Annotated in this window: 17 protein-coding genes and 1 riboswitch; all 17 genes read right to left on the bottom strand. The window is 27.9% G+C overall.

The window, feature by feature from the left end; all coding sequences use genetic code 11:
• Window positions 1-235: 235 nt before the first annotated feature.
• Window positions 236-1,738 carry a bifunctional phosphoribosylaminoimidazolecarboxamide formyltransferase/IMP cyclohydrolase gene (purH, locus tag OW729_RS17940; RefSeq protein ID WP_268062929.1) on the bottom strand — a complete coding sequence of 501 codons (1,503 nt, stop codon included), beginning with the start codon at window positions 1,736-1,738 and terminating at the stop codon, window positions 236-238.
• Window positions 1,739-1,878: 140 nt separating this feature from the next.
• Window positions 1,879-2,493 (bottom strand): phosphoribosylglycinamide formyltransferase, encoded by a 615-nt coding sequence (gene purN / locus OW729_RS17935; protein ID WP_268062920.1) that lies wholly within the window; start codon window positions 2,491-2,493, stop codon window positions 1,879-1,881.
• Window positions 2,481-3,476, bottom strand: a complete 996-nt coding sequence (purM, locus tag OW729_RS17930) for a phosphoribosylformylglycinamidine cyclo-ligase (protein WP_268062919.1) — start codon at window positions 3,474-3,476, stop codon at window positions 2,481-2,483. The genes purN and purM overlap by 13 nt, the downstream gene beginning before the upstream one ends.
• 6 nt (window positions 3,477-3,482) lie before the next feature.
• The gene (gene purF, locus OW729_RS17925) at window positions 3,483-4,913 is read right to left on the bottom strand and encodes an amidophosphoribosyltransferase (protein ID WP_268062918.1); all 1,431 of its coding nucleotides are present in this window, start codon (window positions 4,911-4,913) and stop codon (window positions 3,483-3,485) included.
• A gap of 19 nt (window positions 4,914-4,932) precedes the next feature.
• Window positions 4,933-5,637 (bottom strand): phosphoribosylaminoimidazolesuccinocarboxamide synthase, encoded by a 705-nt coding sequence (gene purC, locus OW729_RS17920; protein ID WP_268062917.1) that lies wholly within the window; start codon window positions 5,635-5,637, stop codon window positions 4,933-4,935.
• Window positions 5,638-6,117, bottom strand: a complete 480-nt coding sequence (gene purE, locus OW729_RS17915; protein WP_268062916.1) for a 5-(carboxyamino)imidazole ribonucleotide mutase — start codon at window positions 6,115-6,117, stop codon at window positions 5,638-5,640. It abuts the gene before it with no gap.
• Window positions 6,118-6,526: 409 nt separating this feature from the next.
• Window positions 6,527-7,918 (bottom strand): alanine/glycine:cation symporter family protein, encoded by a 1,392-nt coding sequence (locus OW729_RS17910; RefSeq protein WP_268062915.1) that lies wholly within the window; start codon window positions 7,916-7,918, stop codon window positions 6,527-6,529.
• A gap of 70 nt (window positions 7,919-7,988) precedes the next feature.
• A riboswitch (glycine riboswitch) is annotated at window positions 7,989-8,091 on the bottom strand.
• A 358-nt stretch (window positions 8,092-8,449) separates the two neighbouring features.
• Window positions 8,450-8,737 carry a hypothetical protein gene (locus OW729_RS17905; RefSeq protein ID WP_268062914.1) on the bottom strand — a complete coding sequence of 96 codons (288 nt, stop codon included), beginning with the start codon at window positions 8,735-8,737 and terminating at the stop codon, window positions 8,450-8,452.
• A 261-nt stretch (window positions 8,738-8,998) separates the two neighbouring features.
• Window positions 8,999-9,388 carry a CD1247 N-terminal domain-containing protein gene (locus OW729_RS17900; protein WP_268062913.1) on the bottom strand — a complete coding sequence of 130 codons (390 nt, stop codon included), beginning with the start codon at window positions 9,386-9,388 and terminating at the stop codon, window positions 8,999-9,001.
• A 24-nt stretch (window positions 9,389-9,412) separates the two neighbouring features.
• Window positions 9,413-9,970: an elongation factor P gene (efp, locus tag OW729_RS17895; RefSeq protein WP_268062912.1), complete on the bottom strand. Its 558-nt coding sequence runs from the start codon at window positions 9,968-9,970 to the stop codon at window positions 9,413-9,415.
• Window positions 9,971-10,318: 348 nt separating this feature from the next.
• A complete protein-coding gene (locus OW729_RS17890) occupies window positions 10,319-10,807 on the bottom strand; it encodes a hypothetical protein (RefSeq protein WP_268062911.1) in 489 nt (162 codons plus the stop codon).
• Window positions 10,808-10,820: 13 nt separating this feature from the next.
• Entirely contained in the window at window positions 10,821-11,282 is a 462-nt protein-coding gene (locus OW729_RS17885) for a hypothetical protein (protein WP_268062910.1), read from the bottom strand.
• Between the two features lie 2 nt (window positions 11,283-11,284).
• A complete protein-coding gene (locus tag OW729_RS17880; RefSeq protein ID WP_268062909.1) occupies window positions 11,285-12,085 on the bottom strand; it encodes a hypothetical protein in 801 nt (266 codons plus the stop codon).
• A gap of 221 nt (window positions 12,086-12,306) precedes the next feature.
• Window positions 12,307-12,660, bottom strand: coding sequence for a hypothetical protein (locus OW729_RS17875; protein ID WP_268062908.1), 354 nt, complete (start codon window positions 12,658-12,660; stop codon window positions 12,307-12,309).
• A gap of 50 nt (window positions 12,661-12,710) precedes the next feature.
• Window positions 12,711-13,175 (bottom strand): type II secretion system protein, encoded by a 465-nt coding sequence (locus tag OW729_RS17870; protein WP_268062907.1) that lies wholly within the window; start codon window positions 13,173-13,175, stop codon window positions 12,711-12,713.
• A gap of 3 nt (window positions 13,176-13,178) precedes the next feature.
• Window positions 13,179-13,625 (bottom strand): hypothetical protein, encoded by a 447-nt coding sequence (locus tag OW729_RS17865; RefSeq protein WP_268062906.1) that lies wholly within the window; start codon window positions 13,623-13,625, stop codon window positions 13,179-13,181.
• Window positions 13,606-14,055 (bottom strand): prepilin-type cleavage/methylation domain-containing protein, encoded by a 450-nt coding sequence (locus tag OW729_RS17860; protein ID WP_268062905.1) that lies wholly within the window; start codon window positions 14,053-14,055, stop codon window positions 13,606-13,608. Before OW729_RS17860 ends, OW729_RS17865 begins: the two co-directional genes overlap by 20 nt.
• Window positions 14,056-14,320: the final 265 nt, after the last annotated feature.

Raw genomic sequence — 14,320 nt, 5'->3', positions numbered from 1 at the left:
ACCACTCCTTTTATCTAATCACTAATCTCTATAACCGCTTTATTTAAAACTCTTACAACTATTTTAGAGATTAGCGATTAGCAACTAGTGGCTCTTATCAGTCCTAATCTTTAATCGCTAGTCTCTTTCTTTTATAATCCCTTAATTCTCTTACTTGTTAAGGATTGCTATTTATTTTATAGACTCTTAATAATAACTAGCCCCTAATCATCATATCCTATTACTACTAATGAAATTAGTGTTTAAAGTGTCTAATTCCTGTAAACACCATTGATATTCCATTTTCATTACATGCTTTTATAGAGTCTTCATCTCTTATAGAACCACCTGGTTGAATTATAGCTTTTATTCCGTATTTAGCTGCTTCTTTTACTACATCATCAAAAGGGAAAAATGCATCTGAAGCTAAAACAAATCCATCTTTTGCTCTTTTTAAAGCTTCTTGTGCTGCCCAAATTCTGTTAACTTGTCCTCCACCTATTCCAGTAGCCATTCCATCCTTTGCTACAACTATGGCATTAGATTTAACATATTTACAAACTTTCATTGCAAATATCATATCTTGCATTTCTTCTTCAGTAGGTTTTTTCTCTGTCACTACCTCATATTTATCTGCAAATTTATTGTCTTCGCTCATAACTAAAATTCCACCATCTACTTTAGCTATGTTAAATTCATCTTCTGGCTTAACAGCACATTTTATTACTCTTAAATTCTTCTTAGATTTTAAAACTTCAAGAGCATCTTCATCATAATCTGGCGCTATTACAATTTCTAAAAATATTTCTGCAATTTTTTCTGCTGCTTTTTTATCAACTTTTCTATTAAAAGCAACAATACCTCCAAAAATTGAAATAGGATCACAAGAATATGCTTTTACATAAGCGTCTTCTACACTACTTCCAATTGCAACTCCACAAGGAGTGTTATGTTTAAGACCGCAACAAGCTATTTCATCAAATTCCCATACTGTTTTCCATGCTATATCCATATCTTTTATATTGTTATAAGATAATTGTTTTCCATTTAATATTTCAAAATTGTTTATTGAACCTTTTCCATTAGTTGATGTATAATAAGCAGCACTTTGATGTGAATTTTCACCATATCTTAAATCCATCATTTTTTTATAAGAAAGTGAAAGATATTCAGGATATTCTTCCTCTTCTAAAAGGAAATTACTTATAGCAGCATCATAAGCAGACATCAAATTAAAGACTTTACCTGCCAATCTTTTTCTTGTAGCAAAGTCTACATTTCCTTCTGCTTCTATCTGATTCATTATTTCTTTATAATCCTTAGTATCTGTAAGAACAATTACATCTCTAAAATTTTTAGCAGCTGCTCTTATCATAGTAGGACCGCCAATATCTATGAATTCTACTTTTTCATCAAATTCTAAATTTTCTTTTACCTTTTCAAAGAAAGGATATAAATTTACTACTACCATATCTATTGGAGTTATATTTTTCTCTTTAATAATTTCCATATGTTCTTTATTATCTCTTATAGCAAGAATTCCACCATGTATCATTGGGTGAAGAGTCTTAACTCTTCCATCTAATATTTCATCAAAACCAGTAACTTCATTAATTTCAGTAACAGGTATTCCATTTTCTTTTAAATGCTTAAAAGTTCCTCCTGTTGATACTACTTCGACCCCTTTATCTACAAGGAATTTAGCTAAATCTAATATTCCTTCTTTATTAAAAACACTTATTAATGCTCTTTTCATAATTACGACTTCCCCTTTCTACTTATAAATTTATCCCGATATAGTTTAATTTTAATACTTGAGGAAATTGCTTAATTACAAATTGAAAATATGGAATGCAAGTTTTATAATTGTACAATTTTCTCACTTAAACTAATTCATTTTTACATGTCTTTCACTATAATCTTTCTTCCGTTAACATGTACTTTATCTTCAGATATTAATTTAATAGCTTCTGACAATGCTCTATGCTCTTGCTCTAATACTCTTTTTTGTAAGCTTTCAGCTGTATCGTTATCTTTTACTTCTACAGCTTTTTGGATTATAATGCTTCCCGTATCTGTACCTTCATCTACAAAGTGAACTGTACATCCTGTTATTTTTACTCCATACTCAAGAGCCTTTTCATGAACTTTAATTCCGTACATACCCTTGCCACAAAAAGATGGAATCAAAGAAGGGTGAACATTTATTATTTTATCTTTAAATTTCTTTATAATATCCCAATTTAATATAGACAAATATCCTGCTAAAACTATCAAATCAACTTTATTCTCTAAAGTTTCTAATATCCTATAAGAAAGTTCCGCCCCATATTCTTTCTTATCAAATACATAAGTTTTTATATTATGCCTTCTTGCTCTTTCTAATCCAAAAGCATCTTTTTTATCACTTATTACACATTCTATACTACAATTTAAATATCCGTTTTCTATATTATCAATTATAGCCTGAAGATTGCTTCCACCTCCAGATATAAGGACTGCTATCTTAAACATACTCCTTTGCCTCCAGCTTCTACATGGCCTATTTCATATGCTTTACTTCCCATTTTTTCAATTTGTTTTATAACTTCTTTAGAATCATTTGCATTAACACATAATACAAATCCAATCCCCATATTGAATGTATTATACATATGATCTTCTTCAACACCTAAAGACATTAGATGTTTAAATATATCTGGTATATTAAAGCTCCCCTTATTAATAACAGCTACATAATCATTTTTAAACATTCTTGGAATATTTTCATAGAAACCGCCCCCTGTAATGTGAGCCATTCCTTTTATATCAAATTTGTCAATTAAACTTAGTACTGTTTTTACATATATTTTTGTTGGAGTTAATAAAACATTTCCTATTTTATCTCCATTAAATTCTTCATCCAAATTAGTAATAAGTTTTCTAACTAAAGAGTAACCGTTACTGTGAATCCCTGATGATTCAATTCCTATTAAAACATCTCCACTTTTAATGCTGCTTCCATCAACTATTTTTTCCTTTTCCACTATTCCTACACAGAAACCAGCCACATCATATTCTCCAGCTTTATAAAATCCAGGCATTTCAGCTGTTTCTCCTCCAATTAAAGCACATCCTGATTGAAGACATCCTTCACTAACTCCCTTTACTAAATCAGCTGCATTTTCTGCATTCAGTTTTCCGCAAGCTATATAATCTAAAAAAAACAAGGGAGTTGCACCATGACATAATATATCATTTACACACATAGCAACACAGTCAATACCCACTGTATCATATTTTACCATATCAAAGGCTACTTTTAACTTAGTTCCAACTCCATCCGTACCAGAAACAAGCACAGGATTTTTCATCTTAGGAAGTTCATACATACCTGCAAAACTTCCCAAGTTATTTAAAACCCCGCTATTAAAAGTTTTTGATGCATAATCTTTCATAAGCTTTACTGCAGCATAACCTTCTTCTATATTTACACCTGCATCTTTATAAGTTGCCATAACATCCTACCTTTCTAAGTGTTCTTTCGAATTTTCAATAGGAGCAGACATTGGATATACTCCATTAAAACATCCCATACAAAAACCTTTCTTGTTTTTAAAAATACTTAATAATCCATTCATACTTAAATAAGCAAGGCTGTCTGATCCTATTAAGTCATTAATTTCATTTAAATCCATTTGAGATCCTATTAAGTCTTTTCTATAAGGAGTATCTATTCCAAAGTAACAAGGATATTTTACCACAGGAGATGCAACTCTAAAATGTACCTCTTTTGCTCCAGCTTTTCTAAGTATTTCTACTAACCTTTTACTAGTTGTACCTCTAACTATAGAATCATCTATTAGAACTACCCTTTTTCCCTCTATATTTACCTTAAGAGCATTTAATTTAACAGAAACTGCCCTTTCTCTCATCTCTTGTGATGGTGATATAAATGTTCTACCTACATATTTGTTTTTTATAAGTCCGATGCCATAAGGAATGCCTGAAGCTTTTGCATATCCCACAGCTGCAGGTATTCCCGAATCAGGAACTCCAATTACAATATCAGCTTCAACAGGTGCTTCTTTGTATAGTTCCTCTCCAGCAGCTAATCTTGAAGTATAAACATTTACTCCATCCATAACGCTATCAGGTCTTGCGAAATATATATATTCAAAAACACAAGTCATTGATTTAGTTTTTTCTGCAAATTGAATAGATTTTATACCATTATCATCAATTATTATGATTTCACCTGGTTCTACATCTCTTACAAATTCAGCTCCTACAGAATCTAAAGCACAACTTTCTGAGGAAAGTATATAATCTTCTCCTATTTTACCAATACACATTGGTCTAATACCATTAGGATCTCTTACCCCTATTAATTTATCTTTAGTAAGCATCACTATTGCATAAGATCCCTTTATTGCTCCCATTGCATTAATAATAGCTTCTTCTATACCGTCTTTAGCTTTTCTTGCAATTAAGTTTAATACAACCTCTGAATCTATTGAAGTTTGAAATAAAACTCCACCATCTTCTAAAAGTTCTCTTATAACGTCAGCATTAACTAAATTGCCATTATGAGCTATTGAAATATCACCAAGTTTAAATTGACCTAAAAGAGGTTGTGCATTGGAAGGTTTACTAGAACCCGTAGTAGAATATCTAACATGTCCTATAGCTGCATTTCCTTTCATAGTCTTTAACATATTTTCATTAAACACTTCAGAAACAAGACCCATATCTTTATAGCAGGTATGTTTTTCCCCGTCAGATACAACTATTCCTGCACTTTCCTGACCTCTATGTTGCAAAGCATAAAGTCCGTAATAGGTAAGTGATGCCACATCTAAATCAGATTTTGAATATACACCGAAAACTCCACATTCTTCTTTGAACTTGTCATTAAATAATTCATTTTCCATTATGAACTTTTTATTATTCATAACATTACTCCTTTGGCAATTAAATTTGAGCATTATCAATTCTCTTTAAAATCTCAATATAAGCTTCTTCTACATTTCCTAAGTCTCTTCTAAATCTATCTTTATCTAACTTTTCATTAGTAGTAGCATCCCAAAATCTGCATGTATCTGGTGAAATTTCGTCTGCTAAAATTATTTCTCCATTAAATCTACCAAATTCTATCTTAAAATCTATAAGTCTAATGTTTTGTTGTATAAAAAACTCTTTTAATATTTCGTTTATTTTAGCAGTAGTATCATACATTTCTTTTAACTCTTCAAAAGTAGCAAGTCCTAACGCTACGGCATGATAATCATTTATAAGTGGATCCCCTAATTCATCATTTTTGTAACATATTTCAAATATAGTTGTATTTAATTCTTTTCCTTCTTCAATACCTAATCTTTTAGCCATACTTCCAGCAGCTACATTTCTAACTATTACTTCTAGAGGAACTATTTCAACTTTCTTACAAAGTTGCTCTCTATCACTTAGTTTTTTCTCAAAATGTGTTTTAATTCCCTTTTCATGAAGCATTTCAAAAATCATAGATGTGATACTGTTGTTTAGTATTCCTTTTTTGCTTATCTCCGATTTTTTAGCACCATTAAAAGCAGTAGCATCATCTTTGTAGTAAATAATTACATGATCCTTATCTTCACCTTCAAATATTTTTTTTGCTTTACCTTCGTATAACATTTTCATTTATAATTCCACTCCTTCACCATTTTCATTTATAAATTTTTCTTTCATTTGTTTTCTATAATTAACTAACTTTTCTTTAAGTTCTGGATATTTTAAGGATAAAATTTCAGTAGCAAGAATTCCTGCATTATATGCATTATTGATTCCTACCACTGCAACAGGAATAGGTTTTGGCATTTGAACCATAGATAGTAATGAATCTGTTCCATTTAATGCTGCATCGATGGGTACTCCTATAACCGGTAAAATAGTTTGTGAAGCAATTACACCTGGAAGATGAGCAGCAAGTCCTGCTCCAGCTATGATACACTCAAAACCTTCTTTTTCAATATCATTGATAACCTCTGATAGTCTTTCTGGAACCCTATGAGCAGATAATATAAAAGCTTTATATTCTACATTGAATTCTTTTAAACATTCCGCTGCTTTTTTCATAATGTTCGAGTCAGATTTACTTCCAAAAATTATAGCTACCTTCATTTATATTTTCCTCCTAAATAGCTGTTTTCCGAAAATTCATACTTGATACAATTTAATATTAACAGTGCGTTTTAAAAAAGTCAATACAATATATAATAATTTTATAATATCATTCGTATAAAGACGAACAATATTATAAAAAGTACGGTGATAATATTCGCATTTGATATTATCACCGTACTTTTGTATATTCTTATTTAATTTAATACTCTTATATAATAATAGTATTACTGATCAAATAGTAAACAACATCTATAAAAACTTAAGCTATATTTTAATCAATTATTGATTGAGAAAATTGCATAATTACAAATTCAAAATATGGAATGCAAGTTATATATTTTTCAATTATGCAATTTCCTCACTTAATAAATATCTAAAACTTAGTCATTTAATTACATAAAAAGTTTTAGGCTTCATTTACTACTTTACTATCTTCCTTGCTCTGTTTTTCTTCTTTTAATTCTTTAAAATAAGCTTTTGTCTCATATACAACAACCCCACTCAATCCAATTAAACCAATTAAGTTAGGGATTGCCATAAGTCCATTAACTATATCAGCAATTACCCAAATTAGATCTAATTTTAAAAATGCTCCAGATGCAATTAAAAGTATAAATATAATTTTATAAGGTCTGATACCTTTAATTCCAAACAAATATTCTGTACATCTTTCACCATAATAATTCCATCCTAGTATAGTTGTAAAAGCAAAGAAAAGAAGTCCTATTGTTACTACTTTTTCTCCTATTCCTGGAATTGAAAGTCCTCTTCTAAAAGCATCTGTTGTCATAGATGCTCCTGCTAAATCTCCACTCCAAACTCCTGTTAATACTAAAGTAAGACCTGTCATTGTACATATTACTATAGTATCAAAAAAAGTACCTGTCATAGATATTAATCCCTGACGTACACAAGACTTTGTTTTTGCTGCTGCTGATGCTATAGGTGCACTTCCAAGACCTGATTCATTAGAAAAAACACCTCTTGCTATACCATTTTGAATAGCTTGCCTAACAGTTGCTCCTAAAAATCCACCTGCAGCTGCTGTTGGAGTAAATGCACTTTTGATTACTAATCTTATTGTATCTGGAATCAACGAAGCATTTATAATTAAAATACCCATACATGCAACTACGTAAAATATAGCCATAAAAGGAACTATTGCTTCTGATACTTTTGAAATACTTTTTATTCCACCAAGAGTTACTAATGTTACAAGGATAGTAAGTATTACTGCTGTCATTATCTTAGGTATACTAAAAGATATATTAACAGCATCTATAATTGCATTTACTTGTGGAAATGTACCTATACCAAAGAAAGCAACTCCTATTCCAAAAACAGCAAACATTTTAGCTAAAAACTTGTTTCCAAGTCCTTTTTCAATATAATACATAGGTCCGCCAGACATTTGTCCATTCTCATCAACAGTTCTATACTTAACTGCTAATAAACCTTCTGAATATTTAGTTGCCATACCAAAGAAAGCTGCAATCCACATCCAAAGAATAGCGCCAGGACCTCCTGCTTTTATGGCAGTGGCAACTCCAACTATATTACCAGTACCGATAGTAGCAGATAAGGCAGTACATAAGGCAGCAAAACTAGATACGTCACCTTCTAAATCCTCACCTTCTTCTTTTGCAAACAAATATTTTAGTGCCAATGGAAGTTTAAAGATTTGTAAAACACCAAGTCTTATAGTAAGATATAATCCTGTACCTACTAAGAGAATTAGTAGTGGTGGGCCCCAAAGCCAATTGTCGATAGTTTTAAACATTTCTAATAAGTTTGACATGTAATCATCCTCCTAAAATTTGATGTGTAAATTTTTAGTAACGGAGGAGGATATGAATTATTGAAAAATAATCCCATCCTCTGTCCTTTTACCTGAGAGTTTCAATGGTAAATAATTACCACCTTGCTCCTTCGGTGTCCAATTTAAAATTGGATCTCTCCAGAGGCTCGTCCAGTAACAGTCCTTACCTACATATAGGCACCTGAAAGATTGACTTCTTCGGTGGATGTATAAAACATCACTCTCCTATTACCTTCATCCGAACGCTTTTAAATTTTTTAGTTATGTTTTAATAATTATTGATTTATCATCTTATAATAAAAAAACATAACCTTGTTACTGCTAAAAGAAAATCTTAAATCAACATTTTATTAAAATATTCTCTTAAGTTTTTATGATTTTGTCTACTATTATAATAAAATGTGTATGATAATACAAGTTTTTTTATGAAAAATTTTAATTTATAATTTAAATTGCCCAATAATTTATTTTATTTGTAAAATAAATTATTGGGCAATCACCAAAAGTTATTTATATAAATTTTTTTCTTCCAAAATGCGTAATAAACATTAACACTATAATCCCACTTATAAAAGCTGTACTATATTTTTGATATGTTCCTGAAAAATCTAGAGTCGCAAAAAGTAATATAGCAATACCCATTAATATAGTTGTTACCTTTTCCCACTTTATTAACGCTTCCATATTTCTAACTTTAACTCCTTGATATTTTTTTTTCGTAAGAACTTCCATCTTAAATCCCAGTATTATTTGTAAAATCCCTAGTACTATTAACACACCTCTAAATGCCGTACTCATGAATTCATCTCCAATCTTAGGTTAAAATATATTCTAAAATAATATTATTTTTAAAGTTATACAAAATCAAAAATTGATAAAAGCATAACCAAATATCACAACAATTATTATACATTAATTAAATCAAATTTCAAACTATATTAAATATAGTTTTTAACTAAGAATTAGGTTGTCCATAATTTATAAACAAGTATAAATTATAGACAACCTAAGCACTATGATAAAAGCATACAGATCCAACTATCTATATGCTCTCAATTATTAATTATTTTTTATTGCTTTTAGACTAATTAAGTTACGGCAATTAGGGCATATTATTTCACTATCACTATGTACTAGACTTTTCTCAATAGCTAACACTTCGTTACACTTTTCACAAAGCACATCTACATAATCATAACTATTAAATTCTTCTTCTTCTTCTTCGAATCCGTATAATTCATCCTCTATATTACCTAAATTTTCATCTAAAACCGTTACATATTCGTTTATTTCAGTTTGATTATTTTCAATATCTTCTATTTTTTCCGTTATCTCTAAAAGTATGTCACTCATTTGAGACAACACATTAAACTGAACAGGATCTCCATTAGTTTGAATTTCACTTAATAAGCCCCTTAAAGAATCTACTTTATTCTTAAGAGATTTCATTATATCACTCCCTTTGGAATGCTCTTAAACTCTTTCCATGTATTCTCCAGTTCTTGTATCAACTCTTATAGTATCTCCTTCATTTACAAATAAAGGTACTGGAACAACTGCACCAGTTTCTAATGTAGCTGGTTTCATAACGTTTGTTGTAGTGTTACCTTTTACTCCTGGTTCACATTCAACTATTTGAAGCTCAACAAAGTTAGGAGCCTCAACTGAGAAAGCTTCACCTTTATAAAACTTAATTATTGCAAACATATTTTCTTTAAGATATTTTATTGCTTCTTCAACTTGTTCAAAAACTAGCGGCACTTGTTCAAATGTTTCTTGATCCATGAAGTAATAAAATTGTCCATCATTATATAAATATTGCATTTCTTTTCTTTCTATAACTGCTTCTTGGAACTTAGCATTTGGGTTAAAAGTAGTTTCAGTAGCTCCACCATTTATAACATTTCTAAGTTTTGTTCTTACGAAAGCAGCACCTTTTCCTGGTTTAACATGCAAAAATTCAAGTACAGTATAAACTTGTCCATCTAGTTCAAAAGTAGTTCCTTTTCTTAAATCTCCAGCTGAAATCATATTATGTATCCCTCCACAAAAGTATTATATTTTTATTATAACCCTAAAATCCATATTAATACTAGTCTTGACTTACAAATATCTAAAGACCACAGTCAATTTCTTTTAGAGTATTTCTCATTTTAAAGTTCAAATGGGCTTCATTTCTTACAATTTAAGAGTCTTATGCCCATTTCAACCAATGATATTTTATCAAAACTTGCGAATATTTGCAAATATATTTATTGGTGTGGCAAACTAAAGTTTGAAATATACAATTTAATTAACTTATTTCTCATTCAGAGTTCTACTCTATTTATATCCAACCTAAAGATTATTGGATATAAATAGTAATAGCTATCTAATAAATTATATAAAGAATTTACAAATGAATAAACTCTTAATATTGTTGTTTTCAACTAAATCTATTTTTATTTTTTCAATACTATAAAAATTTTCTTTTTCATGTATTGATTCTAAAAACTTATTAAATTTTTCTATATCTCCTTTATATTCTAATTCTATATTTACTACTTTATTTACTTTTCCACTTTCCTTATTAACTTTTTTTATCTCTACATTTTCTTCATTACTTACATACTGTAAAATATCATTATATGTATATTTTTTATTTGAATTTTTCATTTTATTCACTTTAGCATGCTGAATTTCCTGTTGCTTTAATTTTATACTGTTTTTTTGTTTATATCCGAAAAAAGTTATGGCTGCAAATATACTAATCAAAAATATTATTAAAAATATACTCGTAACATTGTTAAGTAACTTTATGTTTTTAATCTTTTTATTAGACCTTACCCCTTGAATTTTCACCTGAAACTTAGGTTTTGAATTATTCATTTTATTCCTTTAACTATCCCTCCAAACAAACTTCTAGATTTATTCTATCTTTTTCTTTCACATAACTTAAGTCCTTAATTTTAAATTGATCATCTTTTTCAATCTTTTGAATAAATTCCTTTGCACTATTTTCTGTAGAATTATATCCTCTTATAAGAATCCTTCTATTTTCTATAGTAATATTACTTAAATTTAAATTCGACTTATCTTTAATATAGGGTGTAATCCTCTTTAACGAATTTATTGATGCTTCTTGTTTAGAATTTTTATTATCTTTTCTTTCTATTTTTTCTTTCTCAGAATAAAGATGTAACTCCTTATCTAAATTCTTACTATTTTCAAAATTCATTAGAGCGTTTATTCCTGATCCTACAATCATAATTAGTAAAATATAAATTGATATTCTAAATTTTAATTTCTTATGTTTTCTAACTTTTTTTCTATACTGTAATGGTAAAAAGTTGTAATTTTTCATGATTATCTCCTGTCTTTAAGAAAGTATTCCATTACTTTATTTTCTTTTAGTTCTCCTAAATTTTTATATTCTATATCTTTTATTTCACTTAAATATTCGTTAAATCCATAATTATTTATATTAGAAATATAAATACTGTTTATTTTAATATTTATACTTGCTATCCTATCTTTAATAGAATTTATTCCCTTAACTAAAGTGCTATAATCATCTTCACAAGCTTTAATAACCTTATTAGCTATAATTTTGTCCTCATACATAGCAGTAAAATATATATTATTATTATATTTTAAAATTAATATATACCTATCTTCTAACACATGTTTTTTTAAATACTCTATAAAATACATCTGTACAAGACTCACTTTTTTTATGTTCTTTTGAAATTTATTATAACTTTTCATATTATTTAACAGCTCACAATTTATGCAAAACACAAGTACTTCTAAATCATTTTCATTTTCTTTAAACATACTGTAATCATAATATATTTCATCAGCTTTTGTCCCATACAAATACGCCATCTCATTTTCAATGATACTCTCCAATTTTTCATTACAAACTTTTGGAAGCTTCAACAACTTCACATGAATTTCTTCTCCTTCCAACATGATATACAGCTTTCTATTTCTAACTTTAATTTTTAATTCTTCAAAGCTTTTTATGATATTTCTATGTATATAGGAGGTACCCTTGCTATTATTTATCTCGCCAGAAGTATAACTATTCTTGTCTACCTTTTCATTTTTAATACTCATAACATTATTTCCATCTATATTTAAAAACAAATCTCTTCGTAACATCTATATTCCTCCCTATATACAACATCTATCCTTCTCCTTACATACATTCTCATATATAAAATTTATCCTTCTTTTTATATATAACATTTATATTGTTCATTAATTTCTATATAGTTTTTAAACTATTTTAAATTAAATAAATCTATTTTTATTCTTGATAGGTTAAAACAATAGAATTAACTTTTACCTCTTTTAAATAACTTTTGCCTCTTTTAAATAACTTAATTTGTTTTTATATATTTAAAAGCTACCTGTTTTTTATCCCCTTTGTTCAACTCTATTTCATAATATTCTTTTTTATATGTTCTATAAGAATCTTGGTATATAAAAAGAATAATAATCTTTTTCTCTTTATCATATTTAACATAGGATTTTTCATATTTTATAACTTCATTTTCTTTTCCCATAAATAAATTGTGTAAATCTTCATCATTAATCTCACTTAAATTATTCATTATGTAGTTTTTAAGTCTAGACAATAAATATTCTCTATGCTTTTCGTATTCATTCTCTCCTAATTCATATTTAATACAATCTTTTACACGACTTGCTTTTATAGATTCAATATTTAACATGTAAAATAAGCAACTTATAATTAACATTAAATTTAGAAGAGTAAAAATCATTATGAAACCTTTTCTCTTACTCCTATACATTTCTCATACTTTTCTCCATCTCTATTTTCTATTGAAAAGAAGATAACATTTTTATTTCTATATATTTTAAAATCTTCTATATTTTCTATTATAGAAACCTTCTTTTTTACTGATTGAATCTTTTTATAATACTCTATTATTATTTTATTTTTATTGTTTTTCATGGGAACTTTGTAGATCATATTCATATCACCATTTTCTTTTCTAACGATTAATTTATTTTCATCTATTTCAACTTCACTATTTTTTATATCTTGAACTTGTGTTTGAATAAATCTTAAAGCTTCTTTACTATAATTTTCGCATTTATCTTTCTCTACAAAATGTTTATATAAGCTAATTTGCCCAAACAGCATGCTTGTTATAGTTACAAGTAAAATGCTTAATATTGCTAAAGATATGGTTGTCTCTATTAAAGTAAATCCCCTTCTCAATTTCTAGTATTCTCCTTTAAAACAAATACTTTTTAGTGTTCTGCTTTTGTTATTGATATCTACATATAATATTAATTCTATTTTTAAAACCTCATTATCATCTTTAATATTCATCAATAAATAAGGCTTTTCTCTACTAACTTCTTTTTCAAAAATATTTATACCTTTGTCCTTTATACTTTGACTATTTATATTTTCTTTATTTATCATAATCATCTTGGAATTTCGTAAATTTTGTATTTCCTCACAACTATAATTAAAATACATATTCTCTTTTAAAGAAGCTAAAAACTCTACATATTGATTTGATTTTTTGTTGTATTGGTTCAATTTTAAAACATGCATCTTAGTAGAGAATGTAAAATTACATAATATAAGTAAAATAGCCATAGAACAAAGGACCTCTATAACTCCTATTCCTTTCCTTGTATTACTCTTTAATCTCAACATAATTTGTACCTACTCTTAAAGTTATGGAGTAATCCCTATCCTTTAAATCATAAAAAAATATTGTACATGCATCTCTAGTATTTCCATCACCATCAATATAAATAATCTGATTGCCACTAGGCGTAATAACATCTCCAAGCCTAAATCCTACTGGTATTTTATAGCTTTTGACTCTTCGATTTAAAGAATTAAAGTCAATATTGTCTTTTCCATTAAAAACCAAATATCCTCTTTGATTATTTATTTTGCAATAATTTTTAGCATCATTTATTATATGTAAAATTCCATTCTTACACATATCTACCTTGAATTTATTGTTTATACATTTATAAGTTTTATAATATATTCCAAAGGATACCCCACTTAATATTAGTATTATACTAATCGTTAATACCAACTCTATTAAAGCTATTCCTGGTTTTTTAATCATTTTAACCTTCTCTTTTTTATAATTGATAAAACTCCTTAATTATAATTTAATTTTTTAATTACCTAGATTTCGTACAAATATAAAGATTATATTTTCATATAATTACCTGTTAATATTATTCAATATATTCCATAGTCTCCTAGATTTTTAGGCGGAGCCTACTGGAATAATTCCACAGAATTAAATTTGACAACACTAAATAAAAGTAAAATACCATTTACTGTTTTGGATAATATTACATTAATTAATTTATTGTATTTAACTT

Source organism: Clostridium brassicae (assembly GCF_026738875.1).
In the GTDB taxonomy this organism is placed as follows: domain Bacteria; phylum Bacillota; class Clostridia; order Clostridiales; family Clostridiaceae; genus Clostridium_H; species Clostridium_H brassicae.
The sequence above is the reverse complement of the archived record's forward strand: the minus strand, read 5'-3'. Positions and strand labels throughout refer to the sequence as shown.

What these genes read in the sequence shown, in the direction of transcription:
- efp (WP_268062912.1), bottom strand. Translation starts at nt 9,970, where the DNA reads ATGATTTCAGCTGGAGATTTAAGAAAAGGAACTACTTTTGAACTAGAT.
- purN (WP_268062920.1), bottom strand. Translation starts at nt 2,493, where the DNA reads ATGTTTAAGATAGCAGTCCTTATATCTGGAGGTGGAAGCAATCTTCAG.
- OW729_RS17900 (WP_268062913.1), bottom strand. Translation starts at nt 9,388, where the DNA reads ATGAAATCTCTTAAGAATAAAGTAGATTCTTTAAGGGGCTTATTAAGT.
- purC (WP_268062917.1), bottom strand. Translation starts at nt 5,637, where the DNA reads ATGAAAATGTTATACGAAGGTAAAGCAAAAAAAATATTTGAAGGTGAA.
- OW729_RS17880 (WP_268062909.1), bottom strand. Translation starts at nt 12,085, where the DNA reads ATGTTACGAAGAGATTTGTTTTTAAATATAGATGGAAATAATGTTATG.
- OW729_RS17890 (WP_268062911.1), bottom strand. Translation starts at nt 10,807, where the DNA reads ATGAATAATTCAAAACCTAAGTTTCAGGTGAAAATTCAAGGGGTAAGG.
- OW729_RS17875 (WP_268062908.1), bottom strand. Translation starts at nt 12,660, where the DNA reads ATGTTAAATATTGAATCTATAAAAGCAAGTCGTGTAAAAGATTGTATT.
- OW729_RS17910 (WP_268062915.1), bottom strand. Translation starts at nt 7,918, where the DNA reads ATGTCAAACTTATTAGAAATGTTTAAAACTATCGACAATTGGCTTTGG.
- OW729_RS17865 (WP_268062906.1), bottom strand. Translation starts at nt 13,625, where the DNA reads ATGTTGAGATTAAAGAGTAATACAAGGAAAGGAATAGGAGTTATAGAG.
- purM (WP_268062919.1), bottom strand. Translation starts at nt 3,476, where the DNA reads ATGGCAACTTATAAAGATGCAGGTGTAAATATAGAAGAAGGTTATGCT.
- OW729_RS17860 (WP_268062905.1), bottom strand. Translation starts at nt 14,055, where the DNA reads ATGATTAAAAAACCAGGAATAGCTTTAATAGAGTTGGTATTAACGATT.
- purF (WP_268062918.1), bottom strand. Translation starts at nt 4,913, where the DNA reads ATGAATAATAAAAAGTTCATAATGGAAAATGAATTATTTAATGACAAG.
- OW729_RS17885 (WP_268062910.1), bottom strand. Translation starts at nt 11,282, where the DNA reads ATGAAAAATTACAACTTTTTACCATTACAGTATAGAAAAAAAGTTAGA.
- OW729_RS17905 (WP_268062914.1), bottom strand. Translation starts at nt 8,737, where the DNA reads ATGAGTACGGCATTTAGAGGTGTGTTAATAGTACTAGGGATTTTACAA.
- purE (WP_268062916.1), bottom strand. Translation starts at nt 6,117, where the DNA reads ATGAAGGTAGCTATAATTTTTGGAAGTAAATCTGACTCGAACATTATG.